This is a genomic window from Planktothrix prolifica NIVA-CYA 540 (assembly GCF_963864145.1).
Taxonomy (GTDB): domain Bacteria; phylum Cyanobacteriota; class Cyanobacteriia; order Cyanobacteriales; family Microcoleaceae; genus Planktothrix; species Planktothrix agardhii.
Genome location: NZ_CAWLTW010000001.1, coordinates 2,833,028 through 2,858,538, shown reverse-complemented (window position 1 = coordinate 2,858,538; position 25,511 = coordinate 2,833,028). Strand labels below are relative to the sequence as shown.

The 25,511-nt window shown below is 41.1% G+C and carries 3 protein-coding genes; all 3 read left to right on the top strand.

The annotated features are described in order from the left end of the window. Positions 1-173: 173 nt before the first annotated feature. The 3 genes from AC559H_RS12880 to AC559H_RS12870 are packed head-to-tail and all read left to right on the top strand — an operon-like array spanning position 174 to position 25,431. The gene (locus AC559H_RS12880; RefSeq protein WP_081694816.1) at positions 174-7,946 is read left to right on the top strand and encodes a non-ribosomal peptide synthetase; all 7,773 of its coding nucleotides are present in this window, start codon (positions 174-176) and stop codon (positions 7,944-7,946) included. Beyond that, entirely contained in the window at positions 7,943-11,251 is a 3,309-nt protein-coding gene (locus AC559H_RS12875; protein WP_026795618.1) for a non-ribosomal peptide synthetase, read from the top strand. Before AC559H_RS12880 ends, AC559H_RS12875 begins: the two co-directional genes overlap by 4 nt. Further along, a complete protein-coding gene (locus AC559H_RS12870) occupies positions 11,248-25,431 on the top strand; it encodes a non-ribosomal peptide synthetase (RefSeq protein WP_026798523.1) in 14,184 nt (4,727 codons plus the stop codon). The genes AC559H_RS12875 and AC559H_RS12870 overlap by 4 nt, the downstream gene beginning before the upstream one ends. Positions 25,432-25,511 lie beyond the last annotated feature (80 nt).

Below are 25,511 nucleotides of genomic sequence, written 5' to 3'. Positions count from 1 at the left end.
CAATCATAAAAACTACGGGTTTCAAGTTAAACGAGGTTTAGTCCAGTTTTATCGAAAATTTGGGTTTCAAACCCGATCCTTAACTAGGGCCGCTTTTTAAAGATTGACAAAAAAAAGTTTTTGGGAATAGAATCAGCTAGAATTATCCCTTGATGCTGCCGACAGACTAGCCCATGCCAACGATGCCAGCCCTTGCTAATCAGAAAATCGCTATCACAGCCACATTTACCAGTGAACCAGTGGAAGATTCTCTCTCCTATTGGCTCAAAGCAATGGGATTTCCTGATTCAATAGAATTTGCCCAGTACAACCAAGTCTTTCAAGAATTGCTCAATCCCGCCAGTCTTTTAGCGACGAATCACAATGGGGTCAATGTCATTTTAGTGAGGTTTGAAGACTGGCAAGAAACTGAAAATCGTCTCCAACCAATCCCCAAAACTGCTGTCAAAGCAGAATTTTTTCAGAATGAAAATTCAAGGTCACGGGAATTAGGAGAGAATATTACGCAAATCGAGCAAACCGTCAAGGATTTTGCTAATGCCTTAAAAACAGCAACAACGCGATCGCCAAATCCCTACCTAGTCTGTATTTGTCCCCCCTCTCCAACCGATGAGACGGCTTTCAATGGGTTACATGAGAAATTACAAGAACAATTAGAAATAGAACTCCAGAAAAACCCTAGCATCTGTCTAATTAAAAGTCAAGAATTACTCAAAACCTATCCTGTGCAGGAGTATTATGATCCTTACGGAGACGAATTAGGATATATTCCCTATAATCTAACCTTTTTCACAGCGTTAGGTACAATATTAGCTAGAAAAATTTTAGCGTTGAAAAGCTCTCCCTACAAAGTGATTGCCCTGGACTGCGACAATACTTTGTGGAGTGGAATTTGTGGAGAAGATGGAGTTAAAGGAGTCAAAATTGATGCTCCATTTCGAGCTTTACAAGAATTTATCATCGCCCAGCAAGCAACAGGAAAGTTAATCTGTTTATGTAGTAAGAATCAACCCGATGATGTCTTTGCTGTCTTTGAACAACATCCCGATATGTTGCTTAAACGAAATCATTTAGTCAATTGGCGCATTAACTGGCAAGAAAAATCTCAAAATTTGCAGTCTTTAGCCGAGGAATTGCAACTAGGGTTAGATAGTTTTATTTTTATTGATGATAACCCAGTGGAATGTGCTGAAGTTAGGGCCAACTGTCCCGAAGTTTTGACATTGCAACTTCCTCAAGAGAGCGAAAAAATTCCCCAATTTTTAGATCATATTTGGGCTTTTGATCAACTTCAAACCACTCAAGAAGACCAACAAAGAACGAATCTTTATCAACAAAATATTCAGCGTCAGCGTTTGCAAGAAGATTCCCTTTCTTTTGAAGATTTTCTCACCCAACTTAACTTAGAAATAGAAATTTCCCCCATACAAACGGAGGAATTGACGCGAGTTGCTCAACTGACTCAACGGACTAACCAATTTAACTTAACAACTATCCGACGCTCAGAATCCCAAATTAAACAACTTTGTAATTCAGGGGAATTGGACTGTCGGGGGGTTAAGGTAAAAGACCGCTTTGGGGACTATGGTTTAGTGGGTTTACTATTATTTACTGCCCAGGAAGATTCCCTAATTGTAGATACTTTTTTACTCAGTTGTCGGGTATTGGGTCGCGGTGTAGAACATCAAATGTTGGCTTATTTGGGAACGGTTGCCCAAGAAAAAAGATTAGCAAAAGTCGAGCTTTTTTATAAACCCACCCCGAAAAATAAACCGATCTGGGATTTTTTAACGGGTATTGAAAAAGGACTTCTGCAAGAAAAAAAAGATGGTGTCTTATTTGAGTTTCCTGCTCAAATTGCCTCTGAAACTATTTTTAGTCCCCGATCTAACCTAGATAGTTTAGAACAAAAGACGAAGATAAGTTTAGGAGAAACAACTGCTAAATCAGATAGTTTAAGCTATCGAATCTTGAATTATCAATTCTTTGAAAACATTGCCCAAAATTTATGCAATCCTGAACTCATTCTCCAAGAGATTGTTAGCCAACAACAGCGTCAACGTCAGTTAGATGGAGAGTTTGTGGCCCCTCGTACTCCTCCAGAAAAAGCGATCGCGTCTCTGTTTGCAGAAGTTCTTAAACTTGACCGAGTGGGGATAGATGATGACTTTTTTGAACTGGGAGGGGATTCAATTCGAGGCGCAATTCTGATTAATAAACTGCAAGCACAACTCAGCGAAATTATTCACTTTGTTGTTTTATTCGACCAGAAAACTGTTAGGGGATTAGCCGCTTACCTAGAAGAACATTATCCAAAAGCTATTGCCAAAATATTGGGTAAGGCAATCACAGAAATTAACGATTTATCCCAAGAGCGAATTGATGAAGCTAAAGTGTTACAAATGCGCTCCTTAATTCCTGCTCTTACTAGCACAGTAGATGATGAAAGGGATGACAATAGCAAAAATCCACCAGCTATTTTTATCCTTTCTCCCTATCGTAGTGGTTCCACCTTACTCCGCGTCATCTTAGGAGGAAATCCACAGCTTTTTGCGCCTCCAGAATTAGAACTATTAGGGTTTAATACCCTTGGGGAACGAAAAGCTCAATTTTCTGGACGTTACAACTTCTGGATGGAAGGAACGATTCGCACCATCATGGAAATTAAGGGGTGTAATGCGGAAGAAGCGATCGCCATTATGGAGGAATTAGAAGACAAAAATCTGACTAGCCAACAATTTTACCGTCTTCTACAGGAATGGTTGGGAGATAAAATCTTGATAGACAAAACCCCCTCCTATTCCCTAGATTTAGAAACCCTCAAACGAGCAGAAATAAATTTCCATAACCCTCTCTATATTCATCTGGTACGTCATCCTTTAGGAATGATTCACTCCTATGAAGAAGCTAAAATTGATCAAATATTTCCCTATCAAAATCCTTTCAATAGTAGGGAACTTGCGGAACTTGTTTGGCTAATTAGCCATCAAAATATTCTCGAATTTTTACAACAAGTTTCTCCACAACGTCAGTATCAAGTTAAATTTGAAGACATAGTTAAGCAGCCACAAAAAACAATAGAGAGTTTATGTCAGTTTTTAGGAGTAGAATTTAATCCTGATATGCTGCAACCCTACAAAGAGAAAAAGCAGCGCATGACTGATGGCATTTATGCCGAATCTAGAATGATAGGAGATGTGAAATTTCACAAACATCAAAGTATTAATCCTAACACCGTTGATCAATGGAAAGATTACTACAATACTGACTTTTTAGGGAATGTAACTTGGCAATTAGCAGAGTCTTTTAAATACCCAAGCAATAACCATAATATTCCTCAAGTTAGTCGAGAAAATCCAACCGAACCTCAGACTTTTCCAGTTTCTTTTGCTCAACAGCGACTATGGATTTTAGCCCAATTAGAACCAGATAGCCCTTTTTACAATATGTTTAAAGCGGTTCATCTTCAAGGGCGTATCAACATAGAAATTTTAGAACGTAGCCTCAACGAAATTATTGATCGCCACGAAATTCTACGCACTAATTTTCAGGAAGTAGAAGCAACACCAGTACAGGTAATTACTCCCCACGCGACTCTGAAAATCTCGGTTATCGACTTACAAGGATTATCAGAACAAGAACAGTCAGAAGAATTGCAACTGTTAGCAACTGAGGATCAATTACAACCTTTTGATCTGACGACGGGAATCTTGCTAAGAGTCACCTTAGTGCAACTTAAATCAGAATCATCGGCTTTATTATTGACTATGCACCACATTATTAGTGATGGCTGGTCAATGGGAGTATTGCTCAAAGAATTGTCCAGTTTATATCAAGAATTTTTGCTTGGTCATGGTTCCGTCCTCCCCAAATTACCCATTCAATATGCCGATTTTACGATTTGGCAACGGCAATGGTTACAAGGAGAAAACCAAGGTTTTATAACCATTCAAAACCAAATTAATTACTGGAAACAACAGTTAGCAGCCGCCCCTCCTTTGCTAGAATTACCGACGGATAGACCCCGTCCTTCTGTGCAAACCTTTCGAGGGGGTTGTCTTTCTTTCCAGATAGATGAAAGACTAACAGCCTCCCTAAAAGAACTCAGCCACAAATCAGCAACGACTTTATTTATGACCTTGATGGCGGCTTATGTTACTCTATTATTCCGCCACAGTGGTCAGAATGATATTCTGGTAGGAACACCGATCGCCAGTCGTAACTATCAAGAATTAGAAGGGCTAATTGGCTTTTTTGTTAATACCCTAGTGATGCGAACTCGCTTAGAAGGTAATCCCAGTTTTGAAGAATTATTAAAACAAGTGCGTTCCGTTTGCACGAATGCCTATGCTAACCAAGATGTTCCTTTTGAACAAATTATCGAAACTTTGCAAATAGAGCGCAGTCTTAGTCACAGTCCTCTATTTCAGGTGATGTTTGTCTTACAAAATGTGGCCATGGAGGAATTAGAAACTCCTGGGTTAAAGATATCGCCTTTATCTTTAGATAATGTTAACGCCAAGTTTGATTTCGCTTTACAAATGTGGGAAATAAATACAGAGAAAGGAAACTCTCTCCAAGGATCTTGGCAATATAATCTAGATTTATTTGATCAAGACAGGATTGCCCGCATGAGTGGTCATTTTCAGACTTTGTTAGAAGCAATTGTTGCTAATCCACAAGAGCCAATCGGGACATTATCCTTACTAACAGAAAGAGAGCGTCATCAACTGTTAGTAGAATGGAATGATACTGATACAGCATATCCTGATAAAAAGTGCATTCATCAGCTATTTGAGGAACAAGTAGAACGGACTCCTAATCATGTAGCAGTGGTATTTGAAAATGAATCCTTAACCTATGGAGAATTAAATAATCGTGCTAATCAATTAGCCCATTATCTGCGTCAAAACTATCAGATTAAACCAGATACTTTAGTGGGAATTTGTGTCGAACGTTCTTTAGAAATGATCATAGGAATATTAGGCATTCTTAAAGCAGGTGCTGCCTATCTACCCCTTGACCCCGAATATCCGTCAGAACGCCTTCAGTTTATCTTAGAAGATTCTGGCATATTATTGTTACTCACTCAAGGTTTTCTTGAAGAAAAATTACGATTAACTAACCTAAAAAGTCTTAATCAAATATTGTATCTAGATGAACAAATTTTTTCATCATCATTAACCGATAATCCTAGTTCTCAAACTAAAACTGATAGTTTAGCCTATGTGATTTATACTTCTGGTTCAACAGGAAAACCGAAAGGGGTGATGATTGAAAATAGAAGCATTGTTAATCTTGCTTTGGCTTGGAGTGACGTTTTTCAAATTCAAAATCATAGCCGTGTACTCCAGTTTGGTTCCCTAAGTTTCGATTTATCTATTGGTGAAATTGCCTCTGCTTTAGCCGCAGGTGCTAGTTTGTATTTAGCCCAAAAAGAAACCCTATTACCTAGTCAAATATTGGTTGATTTCTTAACGGAGAAACAAATTTCTCACGCTTTTTTATCTCCTTCGGCTTTATCTGTTTTACCTCAAGCACCCTTATCTAATTTACAATTTCTAACCGTCGGTGGTGAAGCTTGTACCGCAAAATTAATGACTGAGTGGTCAAAAGGACGAAATTTCTTTAATGCTTACGGGCCAACGGAAATTACTGTTTGTTCGACTGTAGCGAGACTTACTAAGGACGAGGAGAAAGTTTCTATTGGTCGTCCTGTCTCTAATACTCAAATCTATATTTTAGACTCTTACTTACAGCCAGTTCCGATTGGTGTACCAGGAGAATTGCATATTGGAGGTGCAGGGTTAGCCAGAAGCTATCTTAACAGACCAGAATTAACACAAGAAAAATTCATTCCTAACCTGTTCGACAAAGCAGAAGGAAGTAAATTATATAAAACGGGAGATTTATGTCGTTATTTAGCCGATGGCAACATTGAATTTTTAGGACGCATTGACAATCAAGTAAAAATTCGCGGTTTTCGTATTGAGTTAGGAGAAATAGAAACATTATTAAACCAATATCCTCAGATAAAGGCATCTGTTGTTATTGTTCGTGAAGATATTCCAGGTCGTAAATCTTTAGTCGCTTATATTGTCCCAGCCAATCAAATAATCGCCTTAACTAGCGAATTACGGCAATACCTAAAAGCCAAGCTACCAGATTATATGATTCCCAATGCTTTTGTGAGCTTGGCAGCTTTACCCCTCACACAAAACGGAAAAATAGACCATCGCGCCTTACCTGCCCCTGAATTTAGTAGCGAAGATAGATATGTAGCTCCTCGTACTTTCATTGAAGATACACTAGCAACCATTTGGGCGCAAGTTTTGAGAGTCAAGGAAGTTGGCATTGATGATAACTTTTTTGAACTTGGCGGCGATTCCATCCTCAGCATTTCAATTATTGCCAGAGCAAAACAAGCTGGACTACAAATAACCGTTAAACAATTATTTGCCCATCAAACTATTGCCGAATTAGCCGCCGTGACGGGAACAAGTAAAGAATTTCAGATAGAACAAGGCTTCGTTACGGGTGAAATGCCCTTAACACCTATTCAACACTATTTTTTTGAGCAAAACCTATGCCAATCACATCACTTTAATCAGTCCTATCTATTATCAGTGCCATCTAATTTCCAGTCGGAATACTTAGAACCAATATGGCAGGAATTGTTTAAACATCATGATGCACTACGTTTAAGATTTACTCAATCTAACGACAATTGGCAAGCCAATTACTCTGTCCCAACCGATCGCATCTCTGTTAATTTTATAGACTTATCAATCCTCTCAGATAGTGACCAAAAAGCAGCGATCGCAACTAAGGTGGAATCTTTACAGGCCAGTTTAAATTTATCAAAAAATCTGGTACAAATTGCCTTTTTCGACTTGGGAGTAAACAAAAGAGCGCGATTATTAATCATCATCCATCATTTAGTGGTGGACGGTGTTTCCTGGCGAATTTTGTTAGAAGATTTGCAAACAGCTTACCAGCAATTAAGTCAAGGACAAAAAATAAAACTTCCCCCTAAAACCACTTCTTTCAAAGATTGGGCGCAACATTTGATAGAATATGCCCAGTCAGATAGCTTAAAGCCTGAATTAGTTTACTGGTTGAAAGTATCTCATTGCTCAATTTCCCCTATTCCGATAGATTATCAAGGAGGAACCAACACAGTAAAATCTATCAGTACAGTATCGGTCTCATTAAATGAAATCCAAACTCAATTACTCCTCCAAGATGTCCCCAAAGCTTATCAAACTCAGATTAACGATGTCTTACTAACTGCTTTAGTGCTAGTTTTGAGCAAATGGACAAACGCTGACTCTGTGCTTTTCAACTTAGAAGGCCATGGGCGAGAAGAGATTATTGAGGATGTAGATTTATCCCGCACCGTCGGCTGGTTTACCACAATGTTTCCAGTCATATTAAAACTCGAAACAATAGACCAAGAAAATCTCGGAAATGCGTTAAAATCTGTCAAGGAACAATTACGCGCAATTCCCCACAAAGGGATTGGCTACGGTTTGTTACGTTACCTACGTCGGGATCAAGAAATTGTGACTCAACTTGCAGCACTTTCCCAAGCAGAAATTAGCTTTAATTATCTGGGGCAATTTAGTCAAGTACTCAACCAAAATTCCCTGATCCAACTCGCTAGTGAATCTAGTGGACTAGACCACAGTTTGGAAGGTCAACGTCCTCATCTCTTGAATATTAACGCGATCGTTACCAACGAACAATTGCAAATAGATTGGAAATACAGTACCCATGTCCATAAATCCACAACCATTGAGAAAATTGCCCAGGATTTTGTAGAAGTTTTACAAGAATTAATTGTTTATTGTACATCCCCTGACAATGGAGGTTATACTCCTACAGATTTCCCCTTACTAGAATTTAGTCAAACAGAACTCGATAAATTATTAGCAAATTTATGACATCAGCATCTAGCCAAATTAACAAACAAAATATTGAGGATATTTATCCCCTCTCTCCCATGCAACAGGGAATGCTATTTCATAGTTTGTATGCTCCAGATTCAGGGATATATTTTCAGCAGATGATTTGTACCTTGAGGGGAAATTTGGAGGTAGCAGCCTTTGAACAAGCTTGGCAAAAAATAGTAGAAAAACATTCTATCTTCCGAACGGCCTTTATTTGGGAATCTTTGAACAAACCTGTACAAGTGGTATATAAACAGGTAAAAATTACTGTTGAAAACGATGATTGGCAAGGGTTATCTGATCAAGAACAGCAAGAGCAATTAAAGTTTTTTTTAGAGAGTGATCAACAGCATAGCCTACAATTATCTCAACCTCCTTTAATGCGCCTGCATCTGATCAAATTAGACAAAAATACTTATCAATTTGTTTTTAGTTCTCATCATTTATTGCTTGATGCTTGGTCACTTCCTTTGGTTTTCAATGATCTGTTAAATTTTTATGAAGCAATTTCTCAGGGAGAAACTATTCGATATCAATCTCCTCTAAGCTATCGTCATTATATCGCTTGGCTACAGCAACAAGATCAAGAACTTGCTGAAAAATTCTGGAAACAAAAACTTCAAGGTTTTACCGCAGCAACTCCTTTGACAGTTGAAAAACTGTTACCTAAGAGCGAAAATAGCAATATCAGCTATGGTGAGCAACAAATTCAGTTGACCGTATCAGCAACAGAAGCACTCCAGTCTTTCGCACGACAAAATCGCTTAACCCTTAATAATTTAGTGCAGGCAACTTGGGGATTATTACTGTCTCGCTATAGCCAAGAAAGCGATGTTGTTTTTGGTGTAACTGTCTCAGGTCGTCCGCCATCATTGGTTGGAGTTGAATCAATGGTGGGGCTATTTATTAACACATTGCCCATGCGAGTTCAAGTTTCAGCAGAAACAAAAATTCTGGATTTATTAAAGGATTTACAAGCGCAGCAAATTGATTGTGAACAATACTCTTACAGTTCATTGGCAGACATTCAGGGATGGAGTGATATTCCTCGCGGAACATCTTTATTTGAGAGTATTCTAGTCTTTGAAAGTAATACTTTGAAGACTGGACTTAAATCAAACCATGAGAGTTTGGAGCTAGATAATTTTCGGGGGGTTGAACGAACTAATTATCCTCTAACAGTTGTCGCTGTTCCTCGTCAACAAATGCTGGTGAGAATTAGCTATGATACTAACCGATTTGATGATGGCATAATCACTCGTCTATTGGGGCATTTTCAAACATTACTGGAAGGGATTATCGCCAATCCACAGCAGCGCGTTTGCCAATTACCTCTGCTGACAAAATTTGAAAAAAACCAATTATTAGGTGATTGGAATAATATCCACGAAAATTATCTCCAAGATCAATGTATCCATCAGCTATTTGAGAAACAGGTTGAACGGACTCCTCATAATGTAGCGGTGGTATTTGAAAATGAATCCTTAACTTATCGGGAATTAAATAGTCGTGCTAATCAATTAGCCCATTATCTGCAAGAATTAGGCGTAAAACCTGATACTTTAGTGGGAACTTGTGTCGAACGTTCCTTAGAGATGATAGTGGGAATATTAGGCATTCTTAAAGCGGGTGGGGCTTATGTCCCTCTTGATCCTGAATATCCCCAGGAACGTCTAAGCTTTATGTTAGAAGACTCTCAGGTGAAAGTATTAGTAACTCAAGCAAAATTAGTCGAGTCTATTCCTGAACATCAAGCACAACTTATCTGTTTAGATACGGACTGGGAAAAAATCGCTCAAAATATCACGTCAAACCCCGAAAATAAGTCAGAACCAGAGAATTTAACCTATATAATCTATACATCGGGTTCTACGGGTAAACCGAAAGGGGTTTTAGTCAATCATGCTAATGTAGTGCGACTGTTTGCAGCAACAGACTCCCGGTATCATTTCAATTCCCAAGATGTCTGGACTCTATTCCATTCTTACGCTTTTGACTTTTCCGTGTGGGAAATGTGGGGGGCTTTACTCTATGGTGGACGACTGGTAATCGTGCCTTATTTAGTGACTCGTTCTCCCGAATTATTTTATGAGTTATTGTGTCAAGAAAAAGTAACGATTCTCAATCAAACCCCTACCGCTTTCCGTCAGTTAATTCAAGCGGAAGAATCCTTAAAAGAGGACATTTCCCCGTTATTAAAGGAGGTTAGGGGCGATCGCTCATCGCCAACAGATAACGATTTAAGTTTACGTTTGATCATTTTTGGCGGAGAAGCTTTAGAAATCAACAGTTTACAGCCTTGGTTTGACCGACACGGCGACCAACTTCCCCAATTGGTTAATATGTATGGGATTACGGAAACTACCGTCCATGTTACCTATCGCCCCTTAAGCATGGCTGATGTTGGTAGTACGGCTAGTGTCATTGGTCGCCCTCTTCCCGATTTACAGGTGTATTTACTCGATAAATATTTACAACCCGTACCCGTTGGGGTGCCTGGGGAAATGTATGTGGGCGGTGCAGGAGTAACAAGGGGTTATCTCAATCGTCCTGAATTGACCACAGAAAGGTTTATTCCTAGTCCTTTTGAAAATTCCAATCCCCAATCCCCAACTCCAAAATTGTATAAAACGGGGGATTTAGCCCGTTATTTGCCTAATGGCGAGTTAGAATATTTAGGGCGCATTGATAATCAAGTTAAGATTCGGGGATTCCGTATTGAATTAGGGGAAATTGAGGCATTATTGGCATCTCATCCCCAGATTTGGGAGACGGTGGTGCTAGTTTGGGATGATACGGCGGGGGATAAGCGTCTTGTCGCATATATCGTACCCCAGCCCGAAATAACAATCATAATTGACGAAATCCGCCAATTTCTGAAAGCTAAATTACCTGATTACATGGTTCCTAATGCTTTCGTTATCTTAGAAGCCTTACCCCTTACTACTAATGGTAAAATAGACCGTCGTGCTTTACCGCCACCTGAATCAGGTAGTGAAGTATCAGACAAATATGTTGCCCCTCGTACCCCGATGGAGGAAATACTGGCAACAATTTGGTCAGAAGTTCTAAAAGTAGAGAAAGTGGGAATCAATGATAACTTCTTTGAACTTGGAGGACATTCCCTACTGGCGACTCAATTAGTAGCACAGATTCGCGATCGCCTGAAAATTGAGCTTCCCCTACGTCAGTTATTCAACACAGCAACCCTAGCTGAATTAGCCCAAGGAATTGAACAGTTAAAACAGCAAAAATTAGCCCCCATCGTTACAGCCATTTTACCGAGGAGAAGAAAATGAATTACGAAGAATTGCCCCTATCCTATGCTCAACAGCGTTTATGGTTCTTAGATCAATTAGAACCCAACAGTTCTTTTTATAATGTTCCCTTTGCCTTGCATTTAGAGGGAACACTCAAAATAGATGTCCTAGAAAAGAGTTTACAAGAAATTATTCAGCGTCACGAATCCCTCCGCACCAATTTCCTTACCCTTGACGGAAATCCTGTGCAGATAATCAAACCAGAAAGCAATTGGAAATTAACCATTATTAATGATAAGGAAAGCAAAAACTATCGAGAAGAGAATGCCCTCAAACAATGGCTAGAAATTCACAGCCATCAACCCTTTGATTTAGCGAATGAATCCCTCATTCGGGCTACCCTACTTGAGTTATCAGACACAGAAAATTTGTTGCTGATTTGTATGCACCATGTTGTCTCTGATGGTTGGTCAATGGGGGTATTTATTCAGGAATTGACAACTCTTTATAATGCCTATACAAAAGGTTCAGAGCTTCTTTTAAAAGAGTTACCGATCCAGTATGCCGACTTTGCAATATGGCAGAGGGAGTATTTACAGGGAGAAATCCTGCAAAATCAGTTAAATTACTGGCAAAAACAGTTATCCGCCGCACCTGCCTTATTACATCTACCCACCGATCGCCCCCGCCCCCCAGAACAACGTTTTGAGGGAGATAGAATCAGATGTATCCTTTCCCCAGAACTTAGTCAAGGATTAAATAAGCTAAGTCGTGAACAAGGTGTCACCTTATTTATGACCCTCTTGACCGCATTTAAGGTCTTACTCTATCGCTACACGGGACAAACAGACATTTTAGTAGGTACCCCCATCGCTAACCGTACTCGTAGTGAACTGGATGGGTTGATCGGCTTTTTTGTTAATACCTTGGTCTTAAGAACAGATTTAGCAGGAAATCCAAGTTTTAGCGAGGCATTAAAACAGGTACGAGAGACAGCAACCGATGCTTACGACCATCAAGATTTACCGTTTGAAATGTTAGTGGAAGCCTTACAACCTGAAAGAAATATGAGTTATACTCCTTTATTTCAGGTAATGTTTGGGTTAGATAATGAAGTTCTAAATGCCATAGATTTAGAGGGAATAAAAGCCACCCATCAGCCGTTGGAATTTAAGACGGCTAAGTTTGATCTAAGTTTATCTATACAGAGAAAAGAAGCTGGATTAACTACGAGTTGGGAATATAATACAGACTTGTTTGATCAAAGCACAATTGAGCGATTGTCAGGGCATTTTATTAACTTATTAACAGGAATTATTGCTAATCCAGAACAATCCGTTGCCCAATTACCCCTATTGACAGAAAGTGAGCGTTGTCAATTATTAGTTGATTGGAATCAGACTCAAATTGACTATCAGCCTGAATTGTGTCTGCATCAATTATTTGAACAACAAGTAAAACTAAATCCTGATGCGATCGCCGTTAGATTAGAAAATGAATTTTTAACCTATCAAGAATTAAATAATCGTGCTAATCAATTGTCCCATTATCTACAGTCTTTGGGAGTAAAAGCTGATAGCTTAGTGGGAATTTTTGTTGAACGTTCCCTAGAGATGATCATCGGTATCTTGGGAATCCTGAAAGCAGGGGGAGCTTATGTTCCTTTGGATGTTAATTATCCAAAAGAGCGAATTACCTATCTTCTTGAAGATACTCAACTTAGTATTTTACTGACGCAATCTCAATTCCTTGGGCAAGTTCCTCAATTTCTAGGAACAACTATCTGTTTAGATCAAGATTGGTCAATCATCGCAAAACAAAGTACCGTAAACCCGATTGTAGAAGTTGATCAGCACAATCTAGCCTACATTATTTATACTTCTGGCTCGACGGGTAAACCAAAAGGGGTAATGATTGAACATCGCTCAGTGGTCAACTTTACACGAACTGCCATTCGGGAGTATGGTTTTAGATCAGATGATAAAACTCTGCAATTTGCTTCTATCTGCTTTGATGCTTCTGTTGAAGAAATCTTTTGCGGTTTGTTATCGGGTGCAACATTAGTCTTGCGAACAGAAGATATGTTGCGCTCTAGCGAGGATTTTTGGCAATATTGTCAAAAATGGCAATTAACGGTTTTAAGTTTTCCTACTGCCTATTGGCATCAGTTAGTTTCTGAACTGACTCCTACTGTTCTCCCAATCATCACCAATATAAAACTAATTATGGTTGGAGGGGAAGCCATTCAACCAGCAAAAGTCAAACAATGGCATACAATTACGGCTAATTATTCTCCCCTTCCTCAACTATTTAACAGTTACGGCCCAACGGAAGCAACGGTTGTGACGACTCTCTACGAATTTACTTCCCCAACTATAACCAATGTTCCAATTGGGCAACCTATTAGTAATACTCAGGCTTATATTCTTGATGCTTGCTTACAACCTGTACCTGTCGGGGTAGCTGGAGAATTATATATTGGCGGAGCGGGGTTAGCCAGAGGTTATCTCAATCGTCCAGAATTAACCGCCGAGAAGTTTATCTCTAACCCTTTTATCCCCCTTGATCCCCCCCTAACCCCCCTTGATAAGGGGGGAGAGCAGCCGTCAAAATTATATAAAACGGGGGATTTATGTCGGTATTTACCCGATGGCAATATTGAGTATTTAGGACGGATTGATAATCAAGTAAAAATTCGGGGTTTCCGCATTGAATTAGGGGAAATTGAAACCATTCTCAGTCAGCACAGCGCAGTCAAAACCGCTATTGTTATTGCCAGGGAAGATGAGACAGAGCAAAAACGTTTAGTTGCCTACATTGTTCCCCAAGCAGAGGGGATTTCTAACCCACAAGAGCAAAGTTTGCTTGCTGTTACGGAACTGCGGCAATTTCTGAAAGCTCAGTTACCAGAGTATATGGTTCCTAGTGCCTTTGTCATTTTGGAATCCCTACCCTTAACATCTAATGGTAAGGTTGATCGCCGTGCCTTACCTGCTCCAGACTTCCAAAGCGAAGAACAATACGTCGCGCCGCGTAACCCCATTGAGGAGATTTTGGCCGCTATTTGGGTAAAAGTCCTAAAAGTTGAACAGGTGGGCATTCACGATAACTTCTTTGAGTTGGGCGGACATTCATTATTAGCAACTCAACTGATTTCGCGCATCCGTAAAGCTTTCAAGGTAGAAATGCCCCTACGGGAGTTATTTGTTGCCCCGACCGTCGCCGCCTTAGCCCAGGTCATAAAACGAGTTTCGGAACAGGAACAACGAACGGAACTCCCTATTTTACCCAGGGGCAAAGACGCAGAATTACCTTTATCTTTTGCCCAGACTCGTCTTTGGTTTTTAGATCAATTTGAGTCCGATAGTTCTTTTTACAATATTCCCCTCGCTTTGCGTTTAGAGGGAAACCTTAATCAAGACGTTTTGATCCAGAGTTTAGAGGAAATTTGCGATCGCCATGAAGCCTTAAGGACTAACTTCATTACTGTTGATGGTGTCGCTACTCAGGTAATACAAACCGAAACCCCCTGGACAGTGACCATCGTTGATTTACAACCTTTATCTAGTAGTGAACAGGAAATTGCCTCTCAGGAGTTAACCCAAAACCAGGCCATTCAACCCTTTGACTTAGCCCGTGACCCGTTAATCAGAGCAAACTTAGTCATCTTATCTGAGACAGAACATATTTTATTAGTCTGTATGCACCATATTGTCAGTGATGGCTGGTCAATGGGGGTCTTTCTTCAGGAATTAACCGACCTCTATAACGCATACATTCAAAATCAGCCCTCATCTTTAAAGCCGTTACCGATTCAGTACGGCGATTACACTCTTTGGCAAAAACAGTGGTTACAGGGAGATATTCTGCAACGTCAATTAGAGTACTGGCAAAAACAATTAGCAGATACTCCCGCCTTATTATCCCTGCCCACAGACCGACCTCGACCTGCTGTACAGAGTTTTGCTGGTGCCCATCTTCCCTTTACCCTTTCCTGGGAATTAAGCCAAAAACTCAGCCAACTGACTCAAGAACAGGGTGTCACCTTATTTATGACCCTGTTAACCGCTTTTGATGTCTTACTTTATCGTTATACGGAACAGGAAGACATATTAATTGGAACGCCTATTGCTAACCGTAATCGCAGTGAATTGGAAGGATTAATCGGCTTTTTTGTCAATACTTTAGTTTTACGAACTGATTTGTCAGGTAATCCTAGTTTTAATGAGTTATTAATTCGCGTTCGACAAATGGCAATGGATGCTTATACTCATCAAGATTTGCCTTTTGAGATGTTAGTAGAAGTCTTACAACCAGAACGAGATTTAAGCCATGCTCCCCTCTTTCAAGTGGACTTTTTACTGCAAAATGAACCCCTATCCCAGTTAGAATTAATAGGATTAACTGCCAGTCCCTTGTTAACAGAAAATGCAACGGCTAAGTTTGATTTAACCTTGGGAATGGAAAATACCGATACAGGATTAAGGGGAAGCTGGGAGTATAATACAGACCTGTTTGAGCGTAGCACTATTGAACGATTGGCGGGGAATTTTGTGACATTGCTAGAAGCAATTGTTGCTAACCCTCAACAGCAAATTTCCCAACTGCCCTTGTTAACAGAGGTAGAGTCACAACAATTATTAAAAGATTGGAATGCGACGGAAAAAGATTATCCTTTCCATCAATGTGTTCATCATTTATTTGAAGAACAAGCAGAACGAACACCGAATGCAGTAGCAGTGGTATTTGAAGGTCTGGAATTAACCTATCAACAGTTAAATATTCAAGCCAATCAATTAGCCCATTACTTACAATCTCTGGGGGTGGGAGCAGAGATTTTGGTCGGCATTTATTTGGAGCGATCGCTGTTAGTAATTGTCGGATTATTAGCCGTTCTCAAAGCGGGGGGAGCCTATGTCCCTTTAGACCCCGATTATCCCCAGCAACGGTTAACCTACATGGCCGAAGATGCCAAAATTTCCCTACTGCTAACCCAACAAAGTTTGCTGAGTTCTTTACCCATAGAAGATGTGGGGGTAATTGTATTAGATCAATCTGCCGAGATATTGACAGTTCAAAGTCTGGAAAATCCCGTCAGTGAAGTAGTACCAGAAAATTTACTCTGTGTGTTATACACTTCTGGTTCAACGGGTAAACCAAAAGGAGTAATGTTAACCCACGAAGCCTTAGTTAACCATAGTTGGGGCATCAGTGAAATATTTGGTTTAACGGAAAGCGATCGCGTCTTACAGTTTGCGTCCTTTGGTTTTGATGTAGCGGCGGAAGAAATTTTTCCCACCTGGTTAAAAGGTGGCACGGTCGTCTTAAGACCCTGGCAAATGTTCCCAACCCTAACAGATTTTGCCGATTTTATTGAACAAGAAAGCCTAACTCTCTTAAATATTACTCCCGCCTATTGGCATGAATGGGCGATCGCTGTTTCACAATCTTCTGCCACCGTGCCATCCAGTCTGCGGGTCGTAGCAGTAGGAGGGGATGCAGTTTTACCCGAAACCGTCAATATTTGGCGTGAATGGGTCGGAAAACGGGTTGAATGTATTAACGTCTATGGCCCCACAGAAGCATCTGTAACGGCGATTGTTCATAATTTGCTGGATTCTCAGTCAGAAAAAATGAATTCAGTTCTGATTGGTCGTCCCATTGCCAACACAAAGGCTTATATATTGGATCAAAATCTGCAACCTGCACCCATTGGAGTTAAGGGAGAACTGCATCTCTGCGGTGTTCGTTTAGCGCGGGGTTATCTGAATCGTCCAGAATTGACGGCTGAAAAATTTATTGACAATCCCTTTGCTGATGCACCTTTCAATCGTTTGTATAAGACGGGAGATTTAGCCCGTTATTTGCCGAATGGTAGCATTGAATGTTTTGGACGGATTGACAATCAGGTTAAAATTCGGGGTTTCCGTATCGAATTAGGAGAAATTGAGGCGATACTCAATCAACATCTTGATGTGCAGACATCCTGTGTGATTATTCGTGAAGACATTCCAGGGCAAAAGTATTTAGTTGCCTACATCGTGTCTCATTATGAACGGATACCGATGATTAGTGAACTACGTCAGTTCCTGGCGGGTAATTTGCCTATGTACATGGTTCCTCAAGCTTTCGTTTTTCTGGAATCTTTACCCCTGACCACTAATCGTAAGGTCGATCGCCGCGCCTTACCTGCACCGAATTTAGAAGGCGATCGCCGCGATCAATATGTCGCACCCCGCAATGGGATCGAGGAGATGTTGGTGCAAATTTGGACAGAGGTACTAAAAGTAGGGCAAGTGGGAATTTATGATAACTTCTTTGAAATTGGGGGACATTCCTTACTGGCAACTCAATTGGTGTCCCGTATTCGTAGTTTATTTAAGATAGAACTCCCTTTGCGGAGCCTATTTGCGGCGGCGACGGTGGCGGAATTAGCCCATCTCATTGAACCATTACAGCAACAAAACCTAACCCTAACTGTCCCCCCGATTTTACCGAGAACTAAGGATACAGAACTACCTCTATCTTTTGCTCAACAGCGTTTATGGTTTTTAGACCAGTTGCAGCCCAATAGTGCCTTGTACAATATACCGATGGTATTGCGTTTACAAGGAAACCTCAACCAAGGAGCCTTAGAACAAAGTTTATGGTCAATTTGCGATCGCCATGAAGTATTACGGACTAATTTTGTCACAATTAATGGACAACCGACCCAGGTTATTCAAACTAGCAATCAGCAGTCAGCCGTCAGCAGTATTTCCTGTTCCCTATCAGTAGTTGAGTTGCAACATTTAAGCCTAAATGAGCAAGAAGAAAGAACACAGCAATTACGGCAAACACAAGCCACTCAACCCTTTGATTTAGCCCAGGAATCCTTAATTCGAGCGACTTTAGTTGTGCTATCCGAGACGGAACACCTCTTGCTAGTGTGTATGCACCACATCATCAGTGATGGTTGGTCAATAGAAGTCTTTATTCACGAACTGACCACCCTATACAATGCTTATGCTCAAAATCAGCCCGCCAATTTAGCTCCCTTACCGATTCAGTATGCAGATTTTGCTCTCTGGCAAAGACAATGGTTACAAGGGGATGTACTGCAAAGTCAATTAAATTACTGGCAAAATCAACTAGCCGATGCCCCCGCTTTATTATCTCTTCCCACAGACCGCCCTCGACCTGCTGTGCAGAGTTTTGTCGGAGCCTATCAAGAATTTTCCCTGTCCCCCGAACTTAGCCAAGCCTTGACTGAATTGAGCCGCAAACAAGGGGTAACATTGTTTATGACCCTGTTGGCTGCTTTTGATGCTTTGCTTTATCGTTATACAGGGTCTAGTGATATTTTAGTGGGAACTCCCATTGCTAACCGTAATCGTGGTGAAATTGAGGGTTTAATCGGCTTTTTTGTCAATACTTTAGTCCTGCGGACGGATTTAGCAGATAATCCGAGTTTTAGTCAGTTATTAACCCGTGTTCGGGAAGTGGCAATGGATGCCTACGCCCATCAAGATTTGCCCTTTGAAATGTTAGTAGAAGCGTTGCAACCCGAACGGGATTTAAGCCATACGCCCCTCTTTCAAGTCGCTTTTGTCCTACAAAATACACCCAGGTCTGAGATAGAAATGACAGGGTTAAAGGTGACAGATTTGCCCTTGGAAAATACAACTGCTAAGTTTGATTTAACCTTAGCAATGGTTCACACCGATAACGCATTAAAGGGTGTCTGGGAATATAATACTGATTTGTTTGATAGCGGCACTATTGAGCGATTAGCAGGGCATTTTGTCAACTTATTGGCGGGCATTGTGGCTAATCCTCAAGCTCAGATTTCCCAATTACCCTTATTAACAGAAGTTGAACAACAGCAATTATTAATTGAGTGGAATAATACTCAAGTTGATTATCCTCAAATTAAATGTATTCACACCTTATTTGAGGAACAAGCAGAACGTACCCCTGATGCGATCGCGGTGGTGTTTGAAAATCAACAATTAACATACGCTGAGTTAAATGGTCGTGCTAATCAATTAGCCCATTATTTGCAGAAATTAGGCGTAAAATCTGATACTTTAGTCGGAATTTGTGTTGAGCGTTCTTTAGAGATGATTGTGGGATTATTAGGTATTCTCAAGGCAGGTGGTGCTTATCTACCGCTTGATCCTGAATATCCCCAAGAACGCCTAAGCTTTATGTTAGAAGACTCTCAGGTGGAAGTGTTGCTGACTCAAAATAAATTGGTCAAGCTTCTAGCACAAAATCAGGAGTATATTGTCTGTTTAGATGGTGATTGGCAGAATATTAGTCAAGCCAATGAGAATAATCTTAACATTACAATCACTCCCAACAACTTAGCTTATGTTATTTATACCTCTGGTTCTACGGGGCAGCCTAAAGGAGTTTATTGTAATCATCTTGGTGTTGTTAATCTATATACGGATTTTCAAACAAAAAAACCTTTATCTGTCGGTGATCGCTGTAGTTTATGGACTAGCTTAAATTTCGATGTCTCAGTCTATGAAGTCTTTTCAGCATTATTATCAGGAGCTACACTACACATTACTCCAGAATTTATTCGTTCTGATGCTTTTAAATTTATTAATTGGTTGTATTCCGAGCAAATTTCTAGTGCTTACATTCCACCTTTTATGCTAAACAATTTTTCAGATTGTTTAGAGCAAGCAGTCAACCATATTTCTTTACGGAGATTGCTAGTAGGAGTTGAACCAATTAACGAGAAGTTGTTAATATCAATAAGTCAGAGGATTCCTGGACTGCAAATTATTAACGGTTACGGGCCTACAGAAACGACGATTTGTTCAACATTGTATTCGATTAAAACTGAAACGATCAGCAATGGAAATACACCCATTGGTAAACCACTACAAAATACCAAGATTTATCTGCTGGACAAGCAGATGCAACCCGTACCCATCGGTGTACAAGGGGAGTTACACATAGGTGGTGCAGGTTTAGCACGAGGTTATCTCAACCGTCCGCAGTTGAACGCTGAAAAATTTATTCCCAATCCCTTTGATAAGGCAAAAGGGAGTAAATTGTATAAAACGGGGGATTTAGCCCGTTATTTACCTGATGGTAATATTGAATACTTAGGACGCATTGATAATCAAGTTAAAATTCGAGGCTTCCGTATTGAACTGGGAGAAATCGAAGCTGTAATCGGTCAAAATGAAGATGTACAGTCAGCTTGTGTGATTGCTCGTGAAGACAGCCCAGGAGATAAACGCCTAGTTGCTTACCTTGTACCCCAACCCGAAATAACCCTGACAATTGACGAAATACGGCAATTTTTGCGAGCAAAATTACCTGATTATATGGTTCCAACTGCGTTTGTCCTTCTTGATACTTTCCCCTTAACTCCCAATGGCAAAATAGACCGCCGCGCCTTACCTGTTCCCGATTTACAGAGCCAAGGTGAATATATAGCTCCCCGTAATCCCATTGAAGAAAAAATGGCGCAGATTTGGGCTGAGGTACTGAAATTAAAACGAGTCAGCATTGAAGATAATTTCTTTGAACTAGGGGGACATTCCCTCTTAGCGACCCAGGTTATCTCTCGCTGTCAGCAAGCCTTTCAAATTGCGTTACCCCTACGTTATCTGTTTGAATCCCCAACCATTGCCCAGTTAAGTGCGGTGATTTTAAAAGAACTGCAAACTGGCTTAGGGCTAAAACTTCCAGCAATAGTACCCCTTAACCGACAGGATGACATTCCTCTCTCCTGGGCTCAGGAGCGCCTCTGGTTTGTCAATCAGTTAGAAGGAGAAAGTGGAGCCTACACCATTGATTTAACAATGCGTTTGCTAGGAAATCTCGATATTAAAGCCCTAAAAAAAGCTTTTCAGGCAATTATTCAACGCCATGAACCTCTACGGACTCAGTTTAAGCTTAAAAATAATAAACCAATCCAGGCGATCGCCTCTAGCATCAACTTTACGTTACCCGTAATACAAAGTCAGCCTCTGCAAGTAGAGCAACTGTTGACAGAATCGGCCTCCGAACCCTTTGATTTAGCCAATGGTTCAGTATTACGGGTCAAACTGTGGCAAGTAGGGGCGGATGAATATGTACTGTTATTAGCCATTCACCATATTGCGGCGGATGGTTGGTCACTAGGGGTTTTAATTGATGAATTATCAGCCTATTATCGCAGTTTCAGCACAGGAACGAAGGCAGATTTACCGACTTTACCGATACAGTATGCAGACTTCGCCCTGTGGCAGCGTCAATGGTTAACCAATGAAGTATTAGAACGCCAATTAAGCTACTGGAAACAACAGTTAAAGGGAGTTCCCCTACTGCACCAACTCAAGGGCGATCGCCCCCGTCCAGCCATACAAACTTTTCGTGGTGGTACAGAAAAACTGCAACTCGATAGTAAACTGACGCAACAGCTTAAAAAACTCAGTCAAGAGTCTGGTAGCACCCTATTTATGACCTTACTGGCAGGTTTTGCTGTATTACTGTCTCGCTATAGTGGACAAACCGATTTAGTCATTGGTTCACCGATCGCCAACCGCAACCGCACCGAAATCGAAAAATTAATTGGCTTTTTTGTCAATAGCTTAGTATTAAGATTTGATTTGTCCCAAGAACCGACCTTTGAGGATTTTCTAGCGCAAGTCAAACAAACTACTCAAAACGCTTACGACCATCAGGATTTACCCTTCGAGATGTTGGTCGAAGAATTACAAATTGAACGACATTTAGACCGCAATCCTTTAATACAGATAGTTTTTGCCCTTCAGAATGCGCCAACGGAGCCTTGGGATTTGCCTGGGATTAAAGTCGAAGATCTGGCATCGGGACTTGATTCAGTTCGGGTTGACCTAGAGGTTTATCTGTGGGATGTCCCCGAAGGATTGGGCGGTTTTTGCTCCTATAACAGGGATTTATTTGATGCGGAAACTATTGCCCGCATGATGACTCATTTCAAAACGTTGTTAGCAGCAATTGTAGAAAATCCACAGCAACCAGTAGCCTTACTTCCCTTATTAACCCATCAGGAACGGCATCAACTGTTAGAGGAGTGGAATGAGACAAAAACCGATTACTCCTACAACAAATGTATTCATCAATTGATTGAAGAACAGGCAGAACGCACCCCCGACGCGATCGCCGTAGTCTTTGAAAATCAACAATTGACCTATGCACAACTAAATAATCGAGCCAACCAATTGGCGCACTATTTACGCTCTCTAGGCGTAGAAATGGAGGTAATAGTCGGTTTATGTGTCGAACGCTCCCTAGAGATGATTGTCGTCTTAATCGGCATTCTTAAAGCAGGTGGGGCCTATCTACCCCTTGACCCCGAATATCCCCAAGCACGCCTACAATTTATGCTCTTTGATAGCCAAATCCCCTTACTGCTAACCCAACATTCACTGATTGATAAACTCCCCAACCATCAAGCCCAAACACTCTTTTTAGAAGAAATTTGGGAAAAAACTGCCCAACATAGCCAGGATAACCTGACGGCGAAAGTAACCCCCTCTAATTTGGCTAACGTGATTTATACCTCTGGTTCTACAGGTAAACCCAAAGGCGTGATGGTAGAACATCAAGGATTGTGCAATCTCGCTCAAGCTCAAATTGAAACCCTTGGTGTGCATCCCTCCAGTCGAGTGCTTCAGTTTGCTTCCTTTAGTTTTGATGCTTGTATTTCGGAAATTTTGATGGCCTTGGGAGCAGGAGCGACACTTTATTTGGGAACCAAAGAAGCGTTAATGCCTGGTTTACCCTTAATGGAGCGATTACGGGATCATGCCATCACCCACATTACGTTACCACCGTCGGCATTAGCGGTTCTACCCTGGGAAAATCTCCCTCTGTTGCAAACTATCATTGTTGCAGGGGAAGCCTGTTCTCCTGAGTTGGTGAAAAAATGGTCACAAGGACGAAATTTCTTTAATGGTTATGGCCCAACAGAGGGGAGTGTTTGTGCAGCGATCGCAAAATGTACGCCTTTTGACGAAAAAATAACCATTGGTCGTCCGCTTCCCAATGTGCAGGTTTATATTTTAGACCCTCATTTACAACCAGTTCCTATCGGAGTAGCTGGGGAATTACATATTGGCGGTGCGGGGTTAGCCAGGGGTTATCTGAATCGCCCAGAATTGACCGCCGAGAAGTTTATCTCTAACCCGTTTGTCTCCCTTGATCCCCCCCTAACCCCCCTTGATAAGGGGGGAGAGCAGCCATCAAAATTATACAAAACGGGAGATTTAGCCCGTTATTTACCCGATGGTAAGATTGAATACCTGGGACGGATTGACAACCAAGTTAAAGTGCGGGGTTTCCGTATCGAGTTAGGGGAAATTGAAGCCGTTTTGGGCCAACATCCCTTAGTACAAGAAGCGATTGTGATTGCCCGTGCTGACCATCCTAGTAATAATACATCCGAAACCGAACTAAATACTAACCTAGTAGGGTATTTGGTTCCTGCTCTCAAGGGTCAAGTTTTACCCGAACAGCTTGCCCAATGGCAGAGTGAATATGTGAGTGATTGGCAAACGATTTATGAAGAGTCCTATCGTCAATCCCAATCTGCAACCGATGACCCCACTTTTAATATTAGTGGTTGGAATAGTAGTTATACGGGACAAGCGATGACCGCCGCAGAAATGCGAGAATGGGTTGAGAATACTGTGAGACGCATTCTTGTCGGAAAACCGCAACGAGTGTTAGAAATTGGTTGCGGCAGTGGATTATTGCTGTTTCCTGTGGCTAAACATTGTCAGGAATATTGGGGAGCCGATTATTCCTCTGCCACCATTGACAACCTAAAACGGTTATGCGGCACAATTGAGGATTTAAAAGGGAAAGTAAGATTATTGCACCGAACAGCCGATAATTTGGCAGGGATTCCCCAAGCGGCTTTTGATACGGTGGTTATTAACTCCGTTGTCCAGTATTTCCCTAGTGTGGATTATCTGTTACAGGTTCTCGAAGGGGTCATGAAGGCGATCGCAGCTCAGGGGAAGATTTTCCTTGGCGATATCCGTAGTCTGCCCTTACTAGAGCCATACCATGCTGCCGTACAGTTAGCCCGCGCGGAAGCCGATAAAACCCTTGAACAATGGCAAAAGCAGGTGAATCAGAGTGTCGCCACCGAAGAAGAATTACTGATTGAACCTCAGTTTTTTATCGCTCTCCAACAACGTTTTCCTCAAATTTCTTGGGTAGAGATCGCACCCAAACGGGGTCAAGCTGACAATGAGTTAACCCAATTCCGTTATGATGTGACCTTACATTTGGGTAATGATCTTCAAAAAACGGTTATTCCTTGGTTAAATTGGCAAAGAGATGGGTTTTCCTCAGCAAAACTGCAAGATCAACTGGAACTGGGACAGCCAGAATGGTTAGGCATCAGGGATGTCCCCAATCAACGAGTACAAGAAGCCCTACAAATTTTAGACTGGTTAGAAAATCCGCCGGTCGTTTCGACGGTGGGAGAATTGCGGCAATTGTTAAGAGAAAAACCCAGGATGGGGATTAATCCTGAGCAAATGTGGCAATTGGGAGAAAAATTCGGCTACACCGTTCACCTCAGTTGGTGGGAAGGGAGTCAAGACGGTTCTTTTGATTTGGTTTTCCATCGCCAGAGTTCAATCCGAGAATCTGCAATGAGCGCAGTTGATGGCCAACCATACCCCAGTTTTTGGGATAATGAGACAGTTATTCCTAAATCCTGGACTGATTACACGAATAATCCTCTGTACGGTAAATTAGTCCAGAAACTAATACCGCAGGTGCGGGAATTTGTCCAACAAAAGCTGCCCAGTTATATGGTTCCCCAGGCTTTTGTCCTGCTCAATGCTCTACCTTTGACTCCCAATGGCAAGGTAGATCGGCGGGCTTTACCGACACCTGATATAGCTACGCGCAATCTGGCCACGAGCTTTTTGGCACCGCGTACCCCCATTGAAACCCAAATGGGCCAAATTTGGAGTGAAGTTTTGGGATTGGAACGGATTGGCATTAAGGATAATTTCTTTGAACTTGGGGGACATTCTTTGTTAGCGACTCAGGTTATTTCCCGTTCCCGCGATCTTTTCTCGGTGGAATTATCTTTACAAAATTTGCTAGAATACCCAACTATCGCTAATTTAGCCCAAATTATTGAACTTCTTGCCGTTGCACAGCAGGGACAACCAGGGATTACTGAAACCTTAGACGATTATGAGGAGGGTGAATTATAGACTTGTCTTTCCCTTGAGAATATCCTACCGTTATAATCAAATTTAAACCAATGAAAAAAATTGAATTTTTGTCCAATCTC